Annotated in this window: 20 protein-coding genes; 19 read left to right on the forward strand and 1 reads right to left on the reverse strand. The window is 33.1% G+C overall.

Features of this window, described 5'->3' with window-relative positions; translation table 11 throughout:
* The first annotated feature begins 87 nt into the window (after window positions 1–87).
* From HKP48_RS04460 to HKP48_RS04550, 19 genes are all read left to right on the forward strand, one after another.
* A complete protein-coding gene (locus HKP48_RS04460) occupies window positions 88–744 on the forward strand; it encodes a TetR family transcriptional regulator C-terminal domain-containing protein (protein WP_296343245.1) in 657 nt (218 codons plus the stop codon).
* A gap of 27 nt (window positions 745–771) precedes the next feature.
* A complete protein-coding gene (locus HKP48_RS04465; RefSeq protein ID WP_296343247.1) occupies window positions 772–2,082 on the forward strand; it encodes an AarF/ABC1/UbiB kinase family protein in 1,311 nt (436 codons plus the stop codon).
* Window positions 2,083–2,721, forward strand: a complete 639-nt coding sequence (locus HKP48_RS04470) for a flavin reductase (protein ID WP_296343249.1) — start codon at window positions 2,083–2,085, stop codon at window positions 2,719–2,721.
* 95 nt (window positions 2,722–2,816) lie between these two features.
* A complete protein-coding gene (locus HKP48_RS04475) occupies window positions 2,817–4,238 on the forward strand; it encodes an SDR family oxidoreductase (RefSeq protein WP_296343251.1) in 1,422 nt (473 codons plus the stop codon).
* Window positions 4,239–4,250: 12 nt separating this feature from the next.
* Window positions 4,251–4,382, forward strand: a complete 132-nt coding sequence (locus HKP48_RS04480; protein ID WP_296343281.1) for a DUF2256 domain-containing protein — start codon at window positions 4,251–4,253, stop codon at window positions 4,380–4,382.
* On the forward strand, window positions 4,361–5,665 hold the full coding sequence (locus HKP48_RS04485) for a DASH family cryptochrome (RefSeq protein WP_296343253.1): 1,305 nt from the start codon (window positions 4,361–4,363) through the stop codon (window positions 5,663–5,665). Before HKP48_RS04480 ends, HKP48_RS04485 begins: the two co-directional genes overlap by 22 nt.
* A gap of 57 nt (window positions 5,666–5,722) precedes the next feature.
* A complete protein-coding gene (locus HKP48_RS04490; RefSeq protein ID WP_296343255.1) occupies window positions 5,723–7,207 on the forward strand; it encodes a cryptochrome/photolyase family protein in 1,485 nt (494 codons plus the stop codon).
* Window positions 7,200–8,693, forward strand: coding sequence for an FAD-binding domain-containing protein (locus HKP48_RS04495; RefSeq protein WP_296343258.1), 1,494 nt, complete (start codon window positions 7,200–7,202; stop codon window positions 8,691–8,693). The genes HKP48_RS04490 and HKP48_RS04495 overlap by 8 nt, the downstream gene beginning before the upstream one ends.
* Window positions 8,694–8,793: 100 nt before the next feature.
* A complete protein-coding gene (locus tag HKP48_RS04500; protein ID WP_296343260.1) occupies window positions 8,794–9,219 on the forward strand; it encodes a hypothetical protein in 426 nt (141 codons plus the stop codon).
* Window position 9,220: 1 nt separating this feature from the next.
* Window positions 9,221–9,493 (forward strand): TIGR03643 family protein, encoded by a 273-nt coding sequence (locus HKP48_RS04505; protein ID WP_296343262.1) that lies wholly within the window; start codon window positions 9,221–9,223, stop codon window positions 9,491–9,493.
* A 55-nt stretch (window positions 9,494–9,548) separates the two neighbouring features.
* Entirely contained in the window at window positions 9,549–10,241 is a 693-nt protein-coding gene (gene folE, locus HKP48_RS04510; RefSeq protein WP_296343264.1) for a GTP cyclohydrolase I FolE, read from the forward strand.
* 2 nt (window positions 10,242–10,243) lie between these two features.
* The gene (locus HKP48_RS04515) at window positions 10,244–10,471 is read left to right on the forward strand and encodes a hypothetical protein (protein ID WP_296343266.1); all 228 of its coding nucleotides are present in this window, start codon (window positions 10,244–10,246) and stop codon (window positions 10,469–10,471) included.
* A 1-nt stretch (window position 10,472) separates the two neighbouring features.
* Window positions 10,473–11,156, forward strand: coding sequence for an SDR family oxidoreductase (locus HKP48_RS04520; RefSeq protein ID WP_296343268.1), 684 nt, complete (start codon window positions 10,473–10,475; stop codon window positions 11,154–11,156).
* 3 nt (window positions 11,157–11,159) lie between these two features.
* A complete protein-coding gene (locus HKP48_RS04525) occupies window positions 11,160–11,696 on the forward strand; it encodes a glutathione peroxidase (protein WP_296343270.1) in 537 nt (178 codons plus the stop codon).
* Window positions 11,697–11,700: 4 nt separating this feature from the next.
* Complete coding sequence (locus HKP48_RS04530; RefSeq protein WP_296343272.1) at window positions 11,701–11,868, forward strand: Lacal_2735 family protein; 168 nt, start codon at window positions 11,701–11,703, stop codon at window positions 11,866–11,868.
* Window positions 11,869–11,871: 3 nt separating this feature from the next.
* Window positions 11,872–12,336, forward strand: coding sequence for a TspO/MBR family protein (locus HKP48_RS04535; protein ID WP_296343273.1), 465 nt, complete (start codon window positions 11,872–11,874; stop codon window positions 12,334–12,336).
* Window positions 12,337–12,346: 10 nt separating this feature from the next.
* Window positions 12,347–12,808, forward strand: coding sequence for an SRPBCC family protein (locus HKP48_RS04540; RefSeq protein WP_296343275.1), 462 nt, complete (start codon window positions 12,347–12,349; stop codon window positions 12,806–12,808).
* Window positions 12,809–12,853: 45 nt separating this feature from the next.
* Window positions 12,854–14,158 (forward strand): deoxyribodipyrimidine photo-lyase, encoded by a 1,305-nt coding sequence (locus tag HKP48_RS04545; protein WP_296343277.1) that lies wholly within the window; start codon window positions 12,854–12,856, stop codon window positions 14,156–14,158.
* A 340-nt stretch (window positions 14,159–14,498) separates the two neighbouring features.
* Entirely contained in the window at window positions 14,499–14,789 is a 291-nt protein-coding gene (locus HKP48_RS04550; protein WP_296343279.1) for a VOC family protein, read from the forward strand.
* A gap of 195 nt (window positions 14,790–14,984) precedes the next feature.
* Here the strand turns inward: HKP48_RS04550 and HKP48_RS04555 are convergent, their stop codons facing one another.
* Complete coding sequence (locus tag HKP48_RS04555; protein WP_296343280.1) at window positions 14,985–16,148, reverse strand: T9SS type A sorting domain-containing protein; 1,164 nt, start codon at window positions 16,146–16,148, stop codon at window positions 14,985–14,987.
* Between the last annotated feature and the right edge of the window lie 164 nt (window positions 16,149–16,312).

Genomic DNA, 16,312 nt, shown 5'->3' on the forward strand with positions numbered 1-16,312 from the left:
GAGCTATACATTATATACGTTAAATTTTGTTTAACTATAATTTTAAATAGTTAAACATTCTTATCTTTGTTAGGTAAATTTATTACAATGGCAAAGAAAAAATCAATCTCTCAATTAGACCTCATCACTTTTTACATGGATTACGTGCTTATGCACGACCACGAACCAAAATCTGTTTATGCATTTGCGAAAGATAACAATTTTGAAGAGTCAAAATTTTATGAATTCTTCGGTTCTTTTGAAGCTTTAGAGCAATCTATTTTTAAAGTATTTTTTGATAACACACATGCTACTTTAGAAAAAAGTGAAGACTACAAAACGTTTGATGCTAAGAATAAACTATTAAGTTTCTACTTCACCTTTTTTGAAAACTTGACAGCAAATAGAAGTTATGTTGTACATTCTTTAAAAGGAAATAAAAATAGTATGAAATCGTTGAAAACGCTTTCACACCTTAAAAAGAGTTTTAACAATTATATTGAGCACTTAGGCATCAACACAATCGACTTACAGCAAGAACAACTTGAAAAAATTCAGAATAGAGGATTAAAAGAATCTGCATGGTTTCAGTTATTAATCACTATGAAATTTTGGCTTGATGACACCTCACCTTCTTTCGAGAAAACAGATATTTTTATTGAAAAGTCGGTAAAAGCAAGTTTCGATTTAATTGATACAACACCATTAAAAAGCATTATAGACTTTGGAAAATTTTTATTCAAAGAAAGAATACACACCAACTAATAACTACTGAATTAATTTCAGTCACATATGAAAACAATAGATAGTATTCCAATTTCAAAAATATCACGTGCATCAAAACTGGTGTCTACGGGAGCAAAAGTTGGTGTCAATTATTTAAAATATTACGGCGATAAATTGGTCAATTCTGAGGTAGATGCCAAAGAGCGACTTAATCAAAATAACGCAGAAGACATTTACGATAGTCTTAAAAAACTTAAAGGTAGTGCGCTCAAAGTAGCACAAATGCTCAGTATGGAAAAGAGTATTTTACCTCAAGCATATGTAGAAAAATTTTCATTATCACAATTTTCGGTTCCCCCATTGTCGCCTCCATTGGTGATAAAGACTTTCAAAAAATATTTTGGAAGCCATCCGGAAGATTTGTTTGATACTTTCAATGCAACCTCAGTAAACGCTGCCAGTATTGGGCAGGTCCACCTTGCAGAAAAGGATGGGAAAAAATTTGCTGTGAAAATTCAATATCCTGGGGTTGCAGAAAGTATTGCTTCAGATTTGGCATTGGTAAAACCAATAGCTATCAAGATGTTTAACATTAAAGGAAAAGATTCTGATAAATATTTCAAGGAAGTAGAAGATAAATTAACTGAAGAGACTAATTATGTTTTAGAAATAGAACAAAGCAAAGCAGTAGTTAATGCTTGCAAACACATACCTAATCTCGAATTTCCAAACTACTACGACGAGTTATCCTCTGAACGTATAATTACAATGGATTATATGAAAGGTGAGCATCTTTCAGAATTTGTTGAGCGTAATACAAAACAGGATATATCAAACCAACTTGGACAAGCCTTATGGGATTTTTATATGTTCCAAATTCACAATCTTAAGAAAGTACATGCAGACCCACATCCTGGAAACTTTTTAGTTTCTGAAGATGGTAAACTGATAGCTCTTGACTTTGGCTGTATGAAAACTATACCTGACGAATTTTATGTCCCGTATTTTGAATTAGCAAAAAAAGAAAGCATTGAAAACCCTAAAACTTTCAAGGAAAAGTTATATGAATTAGAAATCCTACGTGATGATGATTCTCCTGAAGAGGTAGAATTCTTCAGCGATATGTTTCACGAACTGTTAAGCTTATTTACAAAGCCTTTTCATTCTGAAACCTTTGACTTCTCCGACCCAACCTTTTTTAATCAAGTTGCTGAGATGGGGCAACGGTATTCAAAAAGCACAGAACTTAGAAAAATGAATGCCAACAGAGGCTCTACACATTTTATTTATATCAATAGAACTTTTTTTGGGTTGTATAATTTAATGTTTGACCTAAAAGCTGAGGATATTAAGATTAATAATTTTATAAATTTTTAGATGGCTGAGTTTAGTTTAGATGATATTTCTAAAATGCATCATTTATATCGTATAAATCTTATAAATAGCTGCTCAGGCTACAAGTCTGCAAATTTGCTAGGCACAAAAGATTCAGAAGGCAATACAAATGTTGCCGTTTTTAGCTCATTAACACATATGGGCTCTAACCCTGGTTTATTGGGTGTTTTTATGAGACCAACTTCGGTAATAAGACATACTTACGAAAATATTAAAGCAACTAAAAAATATACCATAAACCATATTCATCAAGATATATTAGAAGATGCACACCATACATCTGCAAAATATGATAAATCTGTTTCTGAGTTCGAAGCTACGAGTCTACAAGACGAATATAGAGACGGTTTTTTAGCACCTTTTGTAAAAGATTGCCCAATACAAATTGCTATGGAATTTGTTGAAGAATATCATATCAAAGCTAATAATACTATCCTCTTGGTAGGTAGGATTGAAAAACTCTACGTGCCTAATGATTTACTAGAAAAAGATGGTTTTATAAACCTATCAAAGGGAAAAATAGCGACTATAAACGGACTCGATGGTTATGCTGTACCCGAATTACGTACACGCTTAGAATACCAAAGGCCAAAAGTAGGTTTTGCACACAGAGATGATTAAAAACATCTTTAATTCTGAACCTAGTGAAGAATTTATATAATTACATAAAATGAAATTCTTTATAACACTCAGAATGACAATTATTAAAACATAAAATGAAAATCTTACTCACAGGAACCACAGGTTATATAGCAAAACGCTTGGCGTTACAATTGCTAGAAGACGACCATGAATTGGTTTGTTGTGTAAGAGACATGGAGCGTATACCCGACGAAATTGAAGAAAACCCAAAGTGTACCTTTATAAAAGTCGATTTTCTAAAACCAGAACTAGCAAAAATTCCATCTGATATTGATGCAGCATACTACCTCATCCACTCCATGTCTAATTCTACTAATGACTTTGAAGAACTAGAAAAAAATTGTGCTCAAAATTTTAAAGATTTAGTTGAGAAAACCAACTGCGAACAAGTTGTATATTTGAGTGGTATAGTCAATGACGATTCACTATCTAAACATCTTAAATCTCGTTTACAAGTTGAAAACACTTTAAAATCTAAAGTTTATTCATTAACAACATTCAGGGCAGGAATAATAGTAGGTAGTGGTAGTGCTTCTTTTGAAATCATAAGGGATATTGTTGAGAAATTACCATTTATGATTACTCCAAAATGGTTAAATACAAAAACACAACCTATAGGTATTAGAGATGTTCTTAACTTTTTATCAAATGGGCTTGGAAATGAAAAACTATATAATAAGTCTTATGATATTTTTGGTCCTGAAATATTGACTTATAAGGAGATGCTTTTACAATTTGCAGAAGTAAGAGACCTCAAGCGACATATCTTAACCTTACCCGTATTAACTCCAAATTTATCCTCTTACTGGCTTTATTTTGTAACATCAACATCTTTTCAATTAGCATCAGCATTGGTAAATAGTATGAAGGTCGAAGTTATAGGTAAAACAAGTGACATAAATCAAATTATTGGTGTTAAGCCAATGAATTATAAAACTGCGGTAAATCTAGCTTTTCAAAAAATTGAACAAAACTCAGTCGTTTCTAGTTGGAAAGATGCTGTAAGTAGTGGTGTTTTTAAAGACCAGTTATCAAAACACATAGAATTACCACATTATGGTTGTTTTAAAGATATCCGTACTCGCGATGTAAAAGATGAAAACTATACTATAAATCGCATTTGGAGTATTGGTGGCAGAAATGGCTGGTATAGCTTTAACTGGCTTTGGAAAACAAGAGGCTATGTTGATAAACTTTTCGGCGGAGTTGGGTTACGTCGTGGTCGCACACATGACACCTATCTAGAACCCGGAGACCCATTAGATTTTTGGCGTGTATTATTTGCAGATAAAGATGAAAAACGCTTACTACTTTTCGCCGAAATGAAACTTCCTGGTGAAGCTTGGCTAGAGTTCAAAATTGTTAAAAATAAACTCTATCAACGCGCAGTTTTTAGACCAAAAGGCGTTTGGGGGCGCTTGTATTGGTATTCGGTTTTACCCTTTCATGCCTTTGTATTTAAAGGTATGATTAATGCCTTGATTGATAAAAAGTAAGTGCCAAAAGGAATAAAGAAAAAACATCTACCATCAAAAATTTGCCCAGTTTGTGATAGACCCTTCACATGGCGAAAGAAATGGGAACGTGATTGGAACAACGTTAAATATTGTAGCGAAAAATGCAAGAGACAGAAAACATGAGTTTAGTTTGGTTTAGAAACGATTTAAGAATTCAAGATAATCATGTTTTAGCGACAGCTATCAAAAACAATGAAAAAGTTATCGCAGTATATTGTTTTGACCCCAAATATTTTGAAATCAACAAATATGGTTTCAAGATTACAGAAAAGTATAGAGCAAAATTCTTAATAGAAACTGTTTCAAATTTAAAACAGCAACTTGCACAATTGCATATAGATTTATTGGTTTATTACGATTTACCAGAAACCACAATCCCAGAAGTTTGCCAGACTTTCAACATTACGGATATATACCTTCAAGAAGAATGGACCAAAGATGAACGTGTCACAGAAAATGCTGTAAAAGAAAAAATATCGGACGTCAGATTTCATTCCATTTACAACCAGTTTTTGTATCATCCCGAGGATATAAACTTTGAAATAAAAAACACACCACAGGTTTTCACCGTTTTTAGAAAAAAACTGGAAAAGTATGTAGATATTCGCGAAGAAGTGACTATAGAAACACTTCCAAATTCAAACAGAATAGAAAACAATACTACTATTCCAAGCCTAGAAGATTTAGGCTTTAAAGATTTTGAAAATGATCCACAGACTGCATTCCCTTTTAAAGGTGGTGAGACAGAAGCCCTAAATCGTTTAAAGGATTATTTCTTTAATACAAAAAAATTAGGATTCTATAAAAAAACCAGAAATGGTTTAGTTGGTTTAGACTACAGTTCAAAATTTTCTCCATGGTTGGCAAACGGAAGTATTTCAGTACGGACAATTTATTGGCAGGTTAAAAAATTTGAAAAAGAACACGTTAAAAATCAATCAACGTATTGGTTAATATTTGAGTTAATTTGGCGTGATTATTTTAAATACGTTTCTCTAAAGCATGGCAGCCAGATATTTAAATTAGAAGGAATTTTGCATAAAACTTACAATTGGAGCACCAACAAAAATCTAATCGAAAAATGGATTAATGGCGAAACCAAATCCGATTTTGTAAATGCCAACATGATAGAACTCAAAGAAACGGGTTGGATGAGTAATCGAGGACGACAAAACGTAGCCTCATATTTTGCTAAAGAGCTTAAACTCGATTGGCGCATTGGCGCAGCTTATTTTGAATCACTCCTACTCGACTTTGATGTACATAGTAACTTTGGAAATTGGATGTATGTTGCCGGTGTTGGTAATGACCCAAGAGATAGAAAATTCAATGTCGATTTGCAGGCGGAACGTTACGACGCAAATGGAAAATTTAGACGCATGTGGTTACAACCAAACTTATTTTAGAATTGTAAATTAAAAAAGGTTTCTACTGCGCTCGACCATACATAAAAAAGCAAACAATTGAATACAAAAGAAATCCACATCATATTTCCGCATCAACTCTTCAAAAACACACCCGTTTTAGAGGAAATCGATAACGTCCTTTTGGTTGAAGAATACTTGTTTTTTAACCAACATAAATTTCACAAACAAAAGCTAGCATTTCATCGTGCAAGCATGAAAGCCTATGCTAATTATTTACGGTCAGAAGATAAAAACGTGACTTACATCGACGCCACAGATAAACGAAGTGATATTAGAATCCTTTTACCACATCTTAATGAAGAAGGTACAGAAATAGTTCACCTTATCAATCCTACGGATAATTGGTTAGAAAAGCATATTAACAACGTCTCGAAAAATTTAAAGATTAAATGGTACCACAACCCACTATTTATTAATACCAAGGAAGACTTATCGTCATTTTTTAAGCCTTCAAAAAAGAAATTTTTTCAAACATCTTTTTATAAAAATGAACGTAAAAATCGAAATATTTTAATGAATGGCAATGAGCCAGAAGGTGGAAAACTGACTTTTGATTCTGAAAACCGTAAAAAATATCCAAAAGATAAAACACCGCCAAATATTCATTTTCCTGATAAAACCAAATACCATAAAGAAGCCGACGAATACATTAAAGACAACTTTGATAACAACTATGGCGAACTTAATGACTTTATTGTATATCCTATTAATTTTGAATCTGCTGAAGCTTGGCTAGAACAATTTTTTGAGTATCGCTTTCATGAGTTTGGTGCTTATGAAGACGCCATTGTAAAAGAAGAACACTTTCTTAATCACAGTTTGTTATCACCTTTAATAAACGTTGGCCTTCTAAACCCAATGGATGTTATTGAGAAAGGTATTGAATATGCTCATACAAATGATGTTCCAATCAACTCAACAGAAGGCTTTGTTAGGCAAATATTAGGTTGGCGCGAATTTATTCGTGGCGTTTATGAAGTCAAAGGCACAGAAGAACGCACCAAAAATTTCTGGGGTTTTAAAAGAAAAATGCCAAAAGCATTTTATGACGGCACAACAGGGATAAAGCCTATTGACGACGTGATTAAAAAAGTTAACAAAACTGCGTATGCACATCATATCGAACGTTTGATGATTTTAGGAAACTTTATGGTGCTTTGCGAATTTGACCCTGACGAGGTATACCGATGGTTCATGGAATTATTTATTGATGCATACGATTGGGTAATGGTACCAAATGTTTACGGCATGAGTTTATATGCTGATGGTGGCCTAATGTCTACAAAACCATATATCAGTAGCAGTAATTACATCAAGAAAATGAGTAATTACGGTAAAGGTGATTGGCAGCAAACTTGGGATGGCTTGTTCTGGTCATTTATGGATAAACATCGTGACTTCTTTGCGGGTAATCCTAGGCTAGGCATGCTATTAGGTAATCTGGACCGTATGAATAAAGAAACTTTAGAAGGACATTTTGATGCTGCAGAAGCATTTTTTGAAAAGCTAGATAATGTATAAAGAAAAAGAGCATATTAATGTCGTTTGGTTTAAGCGAGATTTAAGACTTCAGGATAATGAAGCGATTACGAATGCCCTAAAATCAAAAAAACGCACACTACTACTCTATGCTTTTGAAAATATATTACTCAATAATGACCATTACAGCGAACGTCATTTTAACTTTATAAAAGAATCACTCCGAGATTTAAATCATCAATTAATACCTTACAATACAAAGGTCCTGGCAATTAATTCTGATATTATTAGTGCTTTTAATAATTTACAAGAGTTTTATAAAATAGATTATGTTTTTTCTCATGTAGAAACAGGGATTTTAGTTACTTATAATCGAGATAAAGAATTTAAACACTATTGCCATAATAACGTCATCAATTGGATTGAGAATAAAAACAACGGGGTTACGCGTGGTTTAGTTAATAGAAACGATTGGTTTGAAAGTGTAGAAACTTACATGCAAAAAGAACTAGAGAATTTTCAACCTAAATCGCATCAGTTTATTGAGCTTTCAGAGATTGTAAAACTAGAATCAGTTTTTTCTGTAACCAATTTAGAAACACCCAAGGAAGCACCATTTCAAAAAGGTGGAAGTACTACAGCTTGGAAATACGCTAATACTTTTTTTGATAATCGACATGAAAACTACATGTTTCATATATCACAACCAGAAGCTTCTCGCAGCAGTTGTAGTCGCTTATCACCTTATCTAGCTTGGGGAAATGTATCTATTCGTCAAATATTCAAAAAAGGTCAGGTTATAAAATTACAATCTAAAAACAAACGCCATATTGGTGGTTTTTTATCTAGACTACGTTGGCAAACGCATTTTATTCAAAAATTTGAAATGGAACATACCATGGAAAACGCAAGCGTCAATAAAGGCTTTCATAAACTCAAAAAAAGCATATCAGAAAAGTATCAAAAAGCATGGAGAGAAGGACAAACTGGATTTCCGCTTGTTGATGCAAGTATGCGCTGTTTAATAGAAACTGGTTATGTAAATTTTAGAATGCGTGCAATGCTAGCTTCATTTTTTACACACATACTTTGGCAGCCTTGGCAAGATGCATCTGCACATTTGTCACAACAATTTTTAGATTTCGAACCGGGTATTCATTTCCCTCAATTGCAAATGGCAGCCGGAGAAACAGGTATAAATACGCTCCGTATTTATAATCCAACAGCTAATAGTATAAAACATGACCCAGATGCAACCTTCATAAAAAAATGGGTACCAGAATTAGCGCATTTAGACACACATTTTATTCATGAGCCTTACTTAATAACGCCAATGGAATCTGCTTTTTATAATTTTGAATTAGACAAAGACTATCCGAAACCTATTGTAAACATTAAGGAAAACCGCAAACGAGCAAGCGATATTTTATGGAACATGAAAAAAGATGCTGACATTGTTCGTGAAAGTTTTAGAATATTAAAACGACATACACTTCAAGACAGAAACCGCATGTTAAGAACGGATTAATCATCTATTTTAATATTCTATTTCCTACTATCATAATTCTCTGTTAATTTTTGTTTAACTAACATGTAAAAAATTTAAACATTTGTAAATTTGAGTAACTATGATACTCAATACTACACATTTTAATAAAGAACATAAGCAAATAATTGCTGACCTAGTTGGCAGTGAATTTTCCTTGGTACAAAAGTTGAAGATGAAAGGTGTAGGTTCTAAACGCATGATTATTGACAATGTAAGTCCAAATATGAATTCAATAATGAATATCGTTTCAGACTTAAACTATGGCAACATCGAATTAAGACCTAAAGGTATATTAATACTTATAAATCAAGGTTTAAAAAACTTTACTTGGGTAATCCCTTATTATCAATTAGTACTATATAAAACAAATGGGTCTAGCATTCATGCACAAGGAAAATTTGTGCATTTCAGAGATAACAAAACATTTAGGGAAAATAAAAAATTTTTTGACAGACTTTTAGACGAAAAGGTAAAATACGATATGGAATTTTCCATGCCTATGTAATATGGAATTAACAGAAAGAAACATAGACCGTATCATAGAAATGGCATGGGAAGACCGTACGACATTTGATGCTATAAGATTTCAGTTTGGTTTAAAAGAACAAGAAGTCATTAACCTAATGCGACGAGAAATGAAGCCTAGCAGCTTTAGAATGTGGAGAGAACGCGTGCAAGGCAGAGCCACAAAACATAGAAAAAAAAGAAATTTTGAAGAAGGCAGATTTAAATGCTCGAGGCAAAAATCAATATCAAATAACTCTATATCAAAACGATAAACCGTGCTTTGATTTAAGCTTGGAGTACTTAAAGCCAGCACATTAAAAAGATTTCATGAAAACAGAAACTTTAACAAAAAAAAACAGTCATACATTAAATGGTTTCAGTATCGAAGATATTGGTGACGACCATTTATTTACAAGTCTAGACACACCAATGAAGCCAAATGCTTTTGACATGTCTGACAAAGAAAAGAAAGAGCGTATCGCCATTTTATTTTCAGAAATAATGGATGTTTTAGGTTTAGACTTAACGGATGATTCCTTACAAGGAACACCAGATAGAGTTGCTAAAATGTATATAGAGGAAATATTTTCTGGATTAGACCCAAAAAACAAACCAAAAGTGGCTTTGTTTGACAACAAGTACCAGTATAACCAAATGTTGGTTGAAAAGGATATAACTTTCTATTCAAATTGTGAGCACCATTTTGTACCAATTATTGGAAAAGCACACGTGGCTTATATCTCATCAGGCAAAGTCATAGGTTTATCAAAACTAAACAGAATTGTTCAATATTACGCTAAACGTCCACAAGTACAGGAACGTTTAACGCAACAAATAGCTCATGAGTTAAGAACCGTTTTAGGAACAGAAGATGTAGCTATAATAATTGATGCAAAGCACTTATGTGTATCATCAAGAGGTGTAAAAGATGATACGTCTTCTACAGTGACAACATATTATGGTGGTGCGTTTAATACGCCAGAAAAAATTAACGAACTTCAAAACTATATAAATAATTAATTATGGATATTTTAAACAGAGCCGTTGAATTCGAAAACAGAAAGTTTTCATTCAAAACTACAAGTGACAGAATTGTAGCCGCAAGAGAAGCTAAAGAATTAATTCTTGGTGTAAATGAAGTCTACAAACAAAAAAAGGATGCTAAATTAATGGAGTTAATGAAGCGTCTTACTCTTATAAAACAAAAAATTGAAAAACGCTTAAAAGGACGTCCACTGACGGCAGCATAATATGGGCAAATATTTAATTGTAGGTGGTAGCAAAGGCATTGGTAATGCCATTGTAAATACCCTATTAGTAAACCATGAGGTTATAAACATAAGCCGTTCTCAACCTGAGAATTCTCACAACAATCTAACGCATTACAATTGTGATGTTATTAATGATGAGTTGCCAGAGATTGAGAATGCCGATGGTTTGGTGTATTGTCCTGGTAGTATAAATTTAAAACCCATCAACAGGTTAAGTATAGATGACTTCAAAAACGATTTTGAAATCAATGTTTTGGGTGCCGTGAAAACTATCCAAAAGTATTTACCAATTCTTAAAAATGGTACTAATCCTTCAGTGGTGTTTTTTAGTACAGTTGCTTCAGATATGGGGATGCCATTTCATTCTTCTGTTGCAGCATCAAAATCTGCTGTAGAAGGTCTAACAAAATCGTTAGGAGCAGAATTAGCACCAACCGTGAGAGTTAATGCTATTGCACCTACGGTGACAGATACAGAATTAGCATCAAAATTATTGCGCAATGACCGTATGGTTGAAAATATGAAGGAACGTCACCCACTTAAGAAATACTTACAACCACAAGAAGTGGCTGATATGGCTACATTTTTATTATCTGATAAGGCAGCATCACTTTCAGGTCAAGTATTTAAGATGGATTGTGGGATAACGAGTTTAAAAATATAATATATGAACCCACTAAAAGCCTTTGTAGGCACTTTAACAGTAACAGATGATACTATTAAACAAAATGCGACAGAATCTATATATGGCATTGCTATCAACACTTTACAAGGTCATCCGATTAATTTATCCGAGTTCGAGGGCAGAAAAATCTTATTTGTAAATGTAGCTTCAAAATGTGGATTTACACCCCAGTACAGGGATTTACAGAAATTAAGTGATACTTACGACAACTTAGTTGTAATTGGTATTCCTTGTAATCAATTTGGAAAACAAGAGCCCGGAACTTCGGAAGAAATCACAGAATTTTGCAAAGTTAACTATGGTGTTTCTTTTCTAATAACTGAAAAGGTTGATGTCAAAGGAAGTCAACAACATCCGCTGTATTCATGGTTAACTAAAAAGTCAATTAACGGAAAACAAAATTCTTCGGTTAAGTGGAACTTTCAGAAATATTTGGTAGATGAAGATGGCGAATTTTTAGACTACTTCTACTCTATTACTAAACCAACCAACTCACGTATTACCTCATATTTAAAATAAAATTATGTTCGGTCTTTTTAAAAAAACATCAGAAATAGATAAGCTTCAAAAGCAATACGAAAAGTTAATGGCAGATTGGCACAAACTATCGACTACTAACCGTGCTGCCAGTGATGAAAAGTATTCAGAAGCCGAAAAAGTTTTAACTAAAATTGAAGCTTTAAAATCCTAAATTTTGAAAAAAGGATATTACTTCTTAATATTCCTCATTATTAATTTTGGTGGGCTCGGACTAGGAAGCTGGCTAATGGACGGTGGTTCTACAGGAGATTGGTATAACAATCTTAATAAAGCACCATGGACACCACCAGGTTGGGTTTTTGGAGCAGCTTGGACTAGTATAATGCTACTTTTTTCATGGTATCTGGCTGAACTTTTTCACAATAGAGCTTCCAAATTCCTTTGGGTCCTATATAGCTTTCAGGTAGTTTTAAATGTGAGTTGGAATTGGATTTTTTTCAACCAACATCTCACAATGCTAGGGGTAATTATTATTTTTATCTTAACCTTAGTAATTCTATATTACTTCATAACTTTTAGGAATGACCGACTCAAAACTGCAAAATACTTGCTCCTTCCTTACTTAATTTGGCTCTGTATAGCAACATCCTTAAACGGATACGTTGTTTTCAATAACTAGCTAAAAAATAATGAAAATATATACATTACATCAATCACAAAAACTACCGATTGGCTTGAGCCAAGCTTGGGAATTTCTTTGTAATCCTGCTAATCTTGAAAAACTTACACCTTCAGAAATGAATATGAAAATAATTTCTGGAGCAGACCGACCAATGTATGCCGGTCAAGTTTTACAATATAGTGTAACACCTTTAGCAGGTATTAAAACCAAATGGGTGAGTGAAATTACACAGTACGAGCACAAGAAGTATTTTGTAGACTTACAACTCTACGGACCTTATGCCTTATGGCATCATAAGCATTTTGTACATGAAATTGAAGGTGGTGTTGAAATGGAAGACATTATAGACTATAAAGTGCCATTCGGTATTTTAGGTCAGCTTGTACATCCATTTTTGGTAAAGCCAAAATTAGAAGCCATCTTTAACTACCGAAAAGAGCAATTGGAGTCGCTTTTTGGCAAGTACTAGATTCCTAAAGCATAGTTAAGCACACAACTTTATAAAATTAATTAAATGAATCAACCCATTAACATATTCTGGTTTAGACGTGACTTAAGATTAGACGATAATGTAGGTTTTTACGAAGCCCTAAAAGGAGACTGTCCCGTAATGCCAATCTTTATATTCGATACTGAAATTTTAGATAAACTACCAGAAGACGATGCTCGAGTGACATTTATTCACGAGACATTGCAAAGTATGCGACAAACGGTACAAGACGAGTATGGAAGTAGCATAGCGATGTACAATGGCAAACCACTAGAAATATACAAGAAACTTGTTGATGAATATGAGATTAAAACAGTCTATACAAATCATGATTACGAACCTTATGCAACGCAACGCGACAAAGAGATTAAGCATTTTTTAGAATCAAAGAATATTGGGTTTAAAACCTTTAAAGACCAAGTAATTTTCGAAAAAGATGAAGTCGTTAAAAAAGACGGTGACCCATATGTGGTTTACACACCATACATGCGTACTTGGAAAGAGAATTTTAAAGAATATAATTTTAAAATACACTACACCAATGACTACTTAAATAACTTGGTAGACCATTCTCGCTTGCCAAACCTAAGCTTGTCAGATATTGGTTTTACAAAATCATCACAAGAGATTACACCTTACGACGTTACACCAACTTTAATTCAAGAGTACGAAGAAACTCGTAATTTTCCTGCTAAAGACAATACATCTAGACTTGGACCTCATCTTCGTTTTGGAACAGTAAGTCCACGTAAGATGATGAAAAAGGCCATGAATGAAGACAATGAAACTTTTATGAAAGAGTTAATTTGGCGTGAATTTTTCATGCAAATTCTCTGGCATTTCCCACATACCAAAGACAAAGCCTTTAAAGCCAAGTACGATAGGATTGAATGGCGAAACAATGAAGATGACTTTAAAAAATGGTGTGACGGAAAAACAGGATATCCACTGGTTGACGCTGGTATGCGCCAATTAAACAAAACCGGATTTATGCACAACCGTGTCCGTATGCTCGTTGGTAGTTTTCTATGCAAACACTTATTAATCGATTGGCGTTGGGGTGAAGCTTATTTTGCTGAAAAATTACACGATTACGAAATGGCTAGTAATGTAGGTAACTGGCAATGGGTAGCAGGTTCTGGTGTAGACGCAGCACCATATTTCAGAATATTTAATCCTACAACACAAATAGATAAATTTGATAAGAATAGAGTTTACATAAAACAATGGGTTGACGATTTTGATACCGACAGTTATCCAGATAAAATGGTAGACCACAAAGAAGCACGCGAACGTTGTTTAGAAACATATAAAGCTGCTGTGAGTTAGACATTTATAAAATAAGTTGAGAATTACACAATAAAACAAAATATAATACGTTACTTAAATAAGGCAGGAGTGTCTTCAAAGGAATAACCATTTCAAAAACAATTCAAAAAGCTCTGATTTTCAGGGCTTTTTATTTTTATATAATAAGAAAAAAACTAAGCATTAAAAGTGTTAAAAACGCAATAACGACTAAATTTCCTAATCGAAAATTCAACTCGTTTAGCCAAATTAGATACGTTAATGGTAAGTACTCTCAAATTTTCTTTTTACACTGACGTTTAGACAAATAGATAGGAGTAGTAATCATATAAGGATACACAACAAATCCTAAAAGTAAATTATGCCAACACATATTAATCCAAAATTACCAATGCGTAACAAAGAGGTTACAAAAGAGTTTTATTTAAATACGTTGGGATTTAAAGAGGTTGGAGATTACGGAAATTATTTAATGGTAAAAAAAGATAAAATAGAAATTCACTTCTTTGAATTCAAGGAGCTTGAACCAAAAGAAAATTATGGTCAAGTTTATATTAGAACTGATAATATCGAGGATTTATATCAAATATTGCTAGACAATCAAACCAGTATCCTTCCAAATGGATTATTACAAACGAAACCTTGGGGATAAAAGGAATTTGCCATACTTGACTCAGATGGTAATTTATTAACGTTTGGTCAGAGTGTTTTTATTAGTTTTCTGATAATAGTTTTACAATATTCAATCGATATTCTTAGTCTTTTCATTTAATTCAACGGTTCCGTTCAACAGGAGTTTTTATTGTTCGTCCTGCTGACGCAACGAAAACTTAGTTGTTGTAGTGTGTTATTTTTTAATCATTTTCTTTACTATTGATTCATCTTCACTATTTGTTAAACGAATAAAATATACTCCACTATTAAGATTTGACATATCAATTGTGTCGTTATTTCTAATATTATCATATGACATAATTAGAGTTCCATTAATGTTAATTACAGATACAGAAAAAGTTTCAGAAGAATTCGATTTTATTCTAAATTTGTTTACAACTGGGTTAGAGAAAATGTTAGATATTTTGATGTTCTCATCATTAATACTTAATACATTTGAATAAAAAACACGACTTTCTCCATTTGGGAAATTAAAATCATTTAACTCTTGCCAAATAAAATTGTTTATGGTTGTTAGATTATTTCGTATTGTAGAATGTATTATATTAGAAGGCATATAAGTGGCTGGAACTTCTTGTTCATATAAGGCCATATATGTAATCAATCCTGCCAAGAAATAGGTATTTGCTCTACCATGAGGAGCAGAATCCTCATACAACTCATCAAAAGGTATTGGGCTAGGAAGAATTTGAGTGTATATTTGACTTATAATTTTCCCCACAGGAATCAATTTAACATTTAATAATGGTCTTTGAGCAATATAAGCATCTTGATATTGTATCCACCAATTGTCAAAAGTTCCTGTATTTCCTATTGTAACACTATGAAAATCGTCTATCTCAGTTTGGGTAGGTACTGTTGGAGGAAATGTACTAGCCGTATTCATTTCTGGCCAATTTCCATAAATATAATATCGCATGTCCGGTATTTCATTATTTGTCCAATCAAAAAGCGTTACAGTATTGTTAACAATTGATCTTTCCATGGGGTCTGATAGATCTGGATTTGTAGGCAAAACCCATTGAATAAAATTCGCTGCGGTCACTATAATAGTATTGATATTCGAACTTGAGAAAGTTTGACCAGTAGAAGAATCCCACGGAGTGGCAACTCCTGAATACCCCAAATTATCGGATGGAGGAAGATTATCTACATGGTTTGGGATTTGTCCAAATTGGCCCGTAAAAGCAAATGTGTTTGTTGCACTTTGCGCAATTTCATTTACCCAATATGGGGTTGCAGTTTCACTATTTGGTACTGGAATTAATGGCGGATTATGGTCAATCAGACTGTGTACAAATCCATAAAGTTGTATATCGTTTACCTGAGCATGCAAATTTTGAAAAGAATTAAAAAATAATCCTAAAATAATAACTTGAATTCAACCAATAAACGCAACTTTTAAGGAGTTTTTTTTATAGCAATTTTTCAGAAAAAAGAAGGGAACAAATTCCCTTCTCCTTCTGATGGATATTTAGCTATATTGTTCTCCGTCAAAAA

The organism is Winogradskyella sp., from assembly GCF_013042245.1.
GTDB lineage: Bacteria > Bacteroidota > Bacteroidia > Flavobacteriales > Flavobacteriaceae > Winogradskyella.

Bases quoted from the DNA above. Each gene is read 5' to 3' on its own strand.
- HKP48_RS04525 (WP_296343270.1), top strand. From the start codon at position 11,160: ATGAACCCACTAAAAGCCTTTGTAGGCACTTTAACAGTAACAGATGAT.
- HKP48_RS04550 (WP_296343279.1), top strand. From the start codon at position 14,499: ATGCCAACACATATTAATCCAAAATTACCAATGCGTAACAAAGAGGTT.
- HKP48_RS04545 (WP_296343277.1), top strand. From the start codon at position 12,854: ATGAATCAACCCATTAACATATTCTGGTTTAGACGTGACTTAAGATTA.
- HKP48_RS04520 (WP_296343268.1), top strand. From the start codon at position 10,473: ATGGGCAAATATTTAATTGTAGGTGGTAGCAAAGGCATTGGTAATGCC.
- HKP48_RS04465 (WP_296343247.1), top strand. From the start codon at position 772: ATGAAAACAATAGATAGTATTCCAATTTCAAAAATATCACGTGCATCA.
- HKP48_RS04540 (WP_296343275.1), top strand. From the start codon at position 12,347: ATGAAAATATATACATTACATCAATCACAAAAACTACCGATTGGCTTG.
- HKP48_RS04485 (WP_296343253.1), top strand. From the start codon at position 4,361: ATGCAAGAGACAGAAAACATGAGTTTAGTTTGGTTTAGAAACGATTTA.
- HKP48_RS04460 (WP_296343245.1), top strand. From the start codon at position 88: ATGGCAAAGAAAAAATCAATCTCTCAATTAGACCTCATCACTTTTTAC.
- HKP48_RS04500 (WP_296343260.1), top strand. From the start codon at position 8,794: ATGATACTCAATACTACACATTTTAATAAAGAACATAAGCAAATAATT.
- HKP48_RS04515 (WP_296343266.1), top strand. From the start codon at position 10,244: ATGGATATTTTAAACAGAGCCGTTGAATTCGAAAACAGAAAGTTTTCA.
- HKP48_RS04530 (WP_296343272.1), top strand. From the start codon at position 11,701: ATGTTCGGTCTTTTTAAAAAAACATCAGAAATAGATAAGCTTCAAAAG.
- folE (WP_296343264.1), top strand. From the start codon at position 9,549: ATGAAAACAGAAACTTTAACAAAAAAAAACAGTCATACATTAAATGGT.
- HKP48_RS04495 (WP_296343258.1), top strand. From the start codon at position 7,200: ATGTATAAAGAAAAAGAGCATATTAATGTCGTTTGGTTTAAGCGAGAT.
- HKP48_RS04470 (WP_296343249.1), top strand. From the start codon at position 2,083: ATGGCTGAGTTTAGTTTAGATGATATTTCTAAAATGCATCATTTATAT.
- HKP48_RS04505 (WP_296343262.1), top strand. From the start codon at position 9,221: ATGGAATTAACAGAAAGAAACATAGACCGTATCATAGAAATGGCATGG.
- HKP48_RS04475 (WP_296343251.1), top strand. From the start codon at position 2,817: ATGAAAATCTTACTCACAGGAACCACAGGTTATATAGCAAAACGCTTG.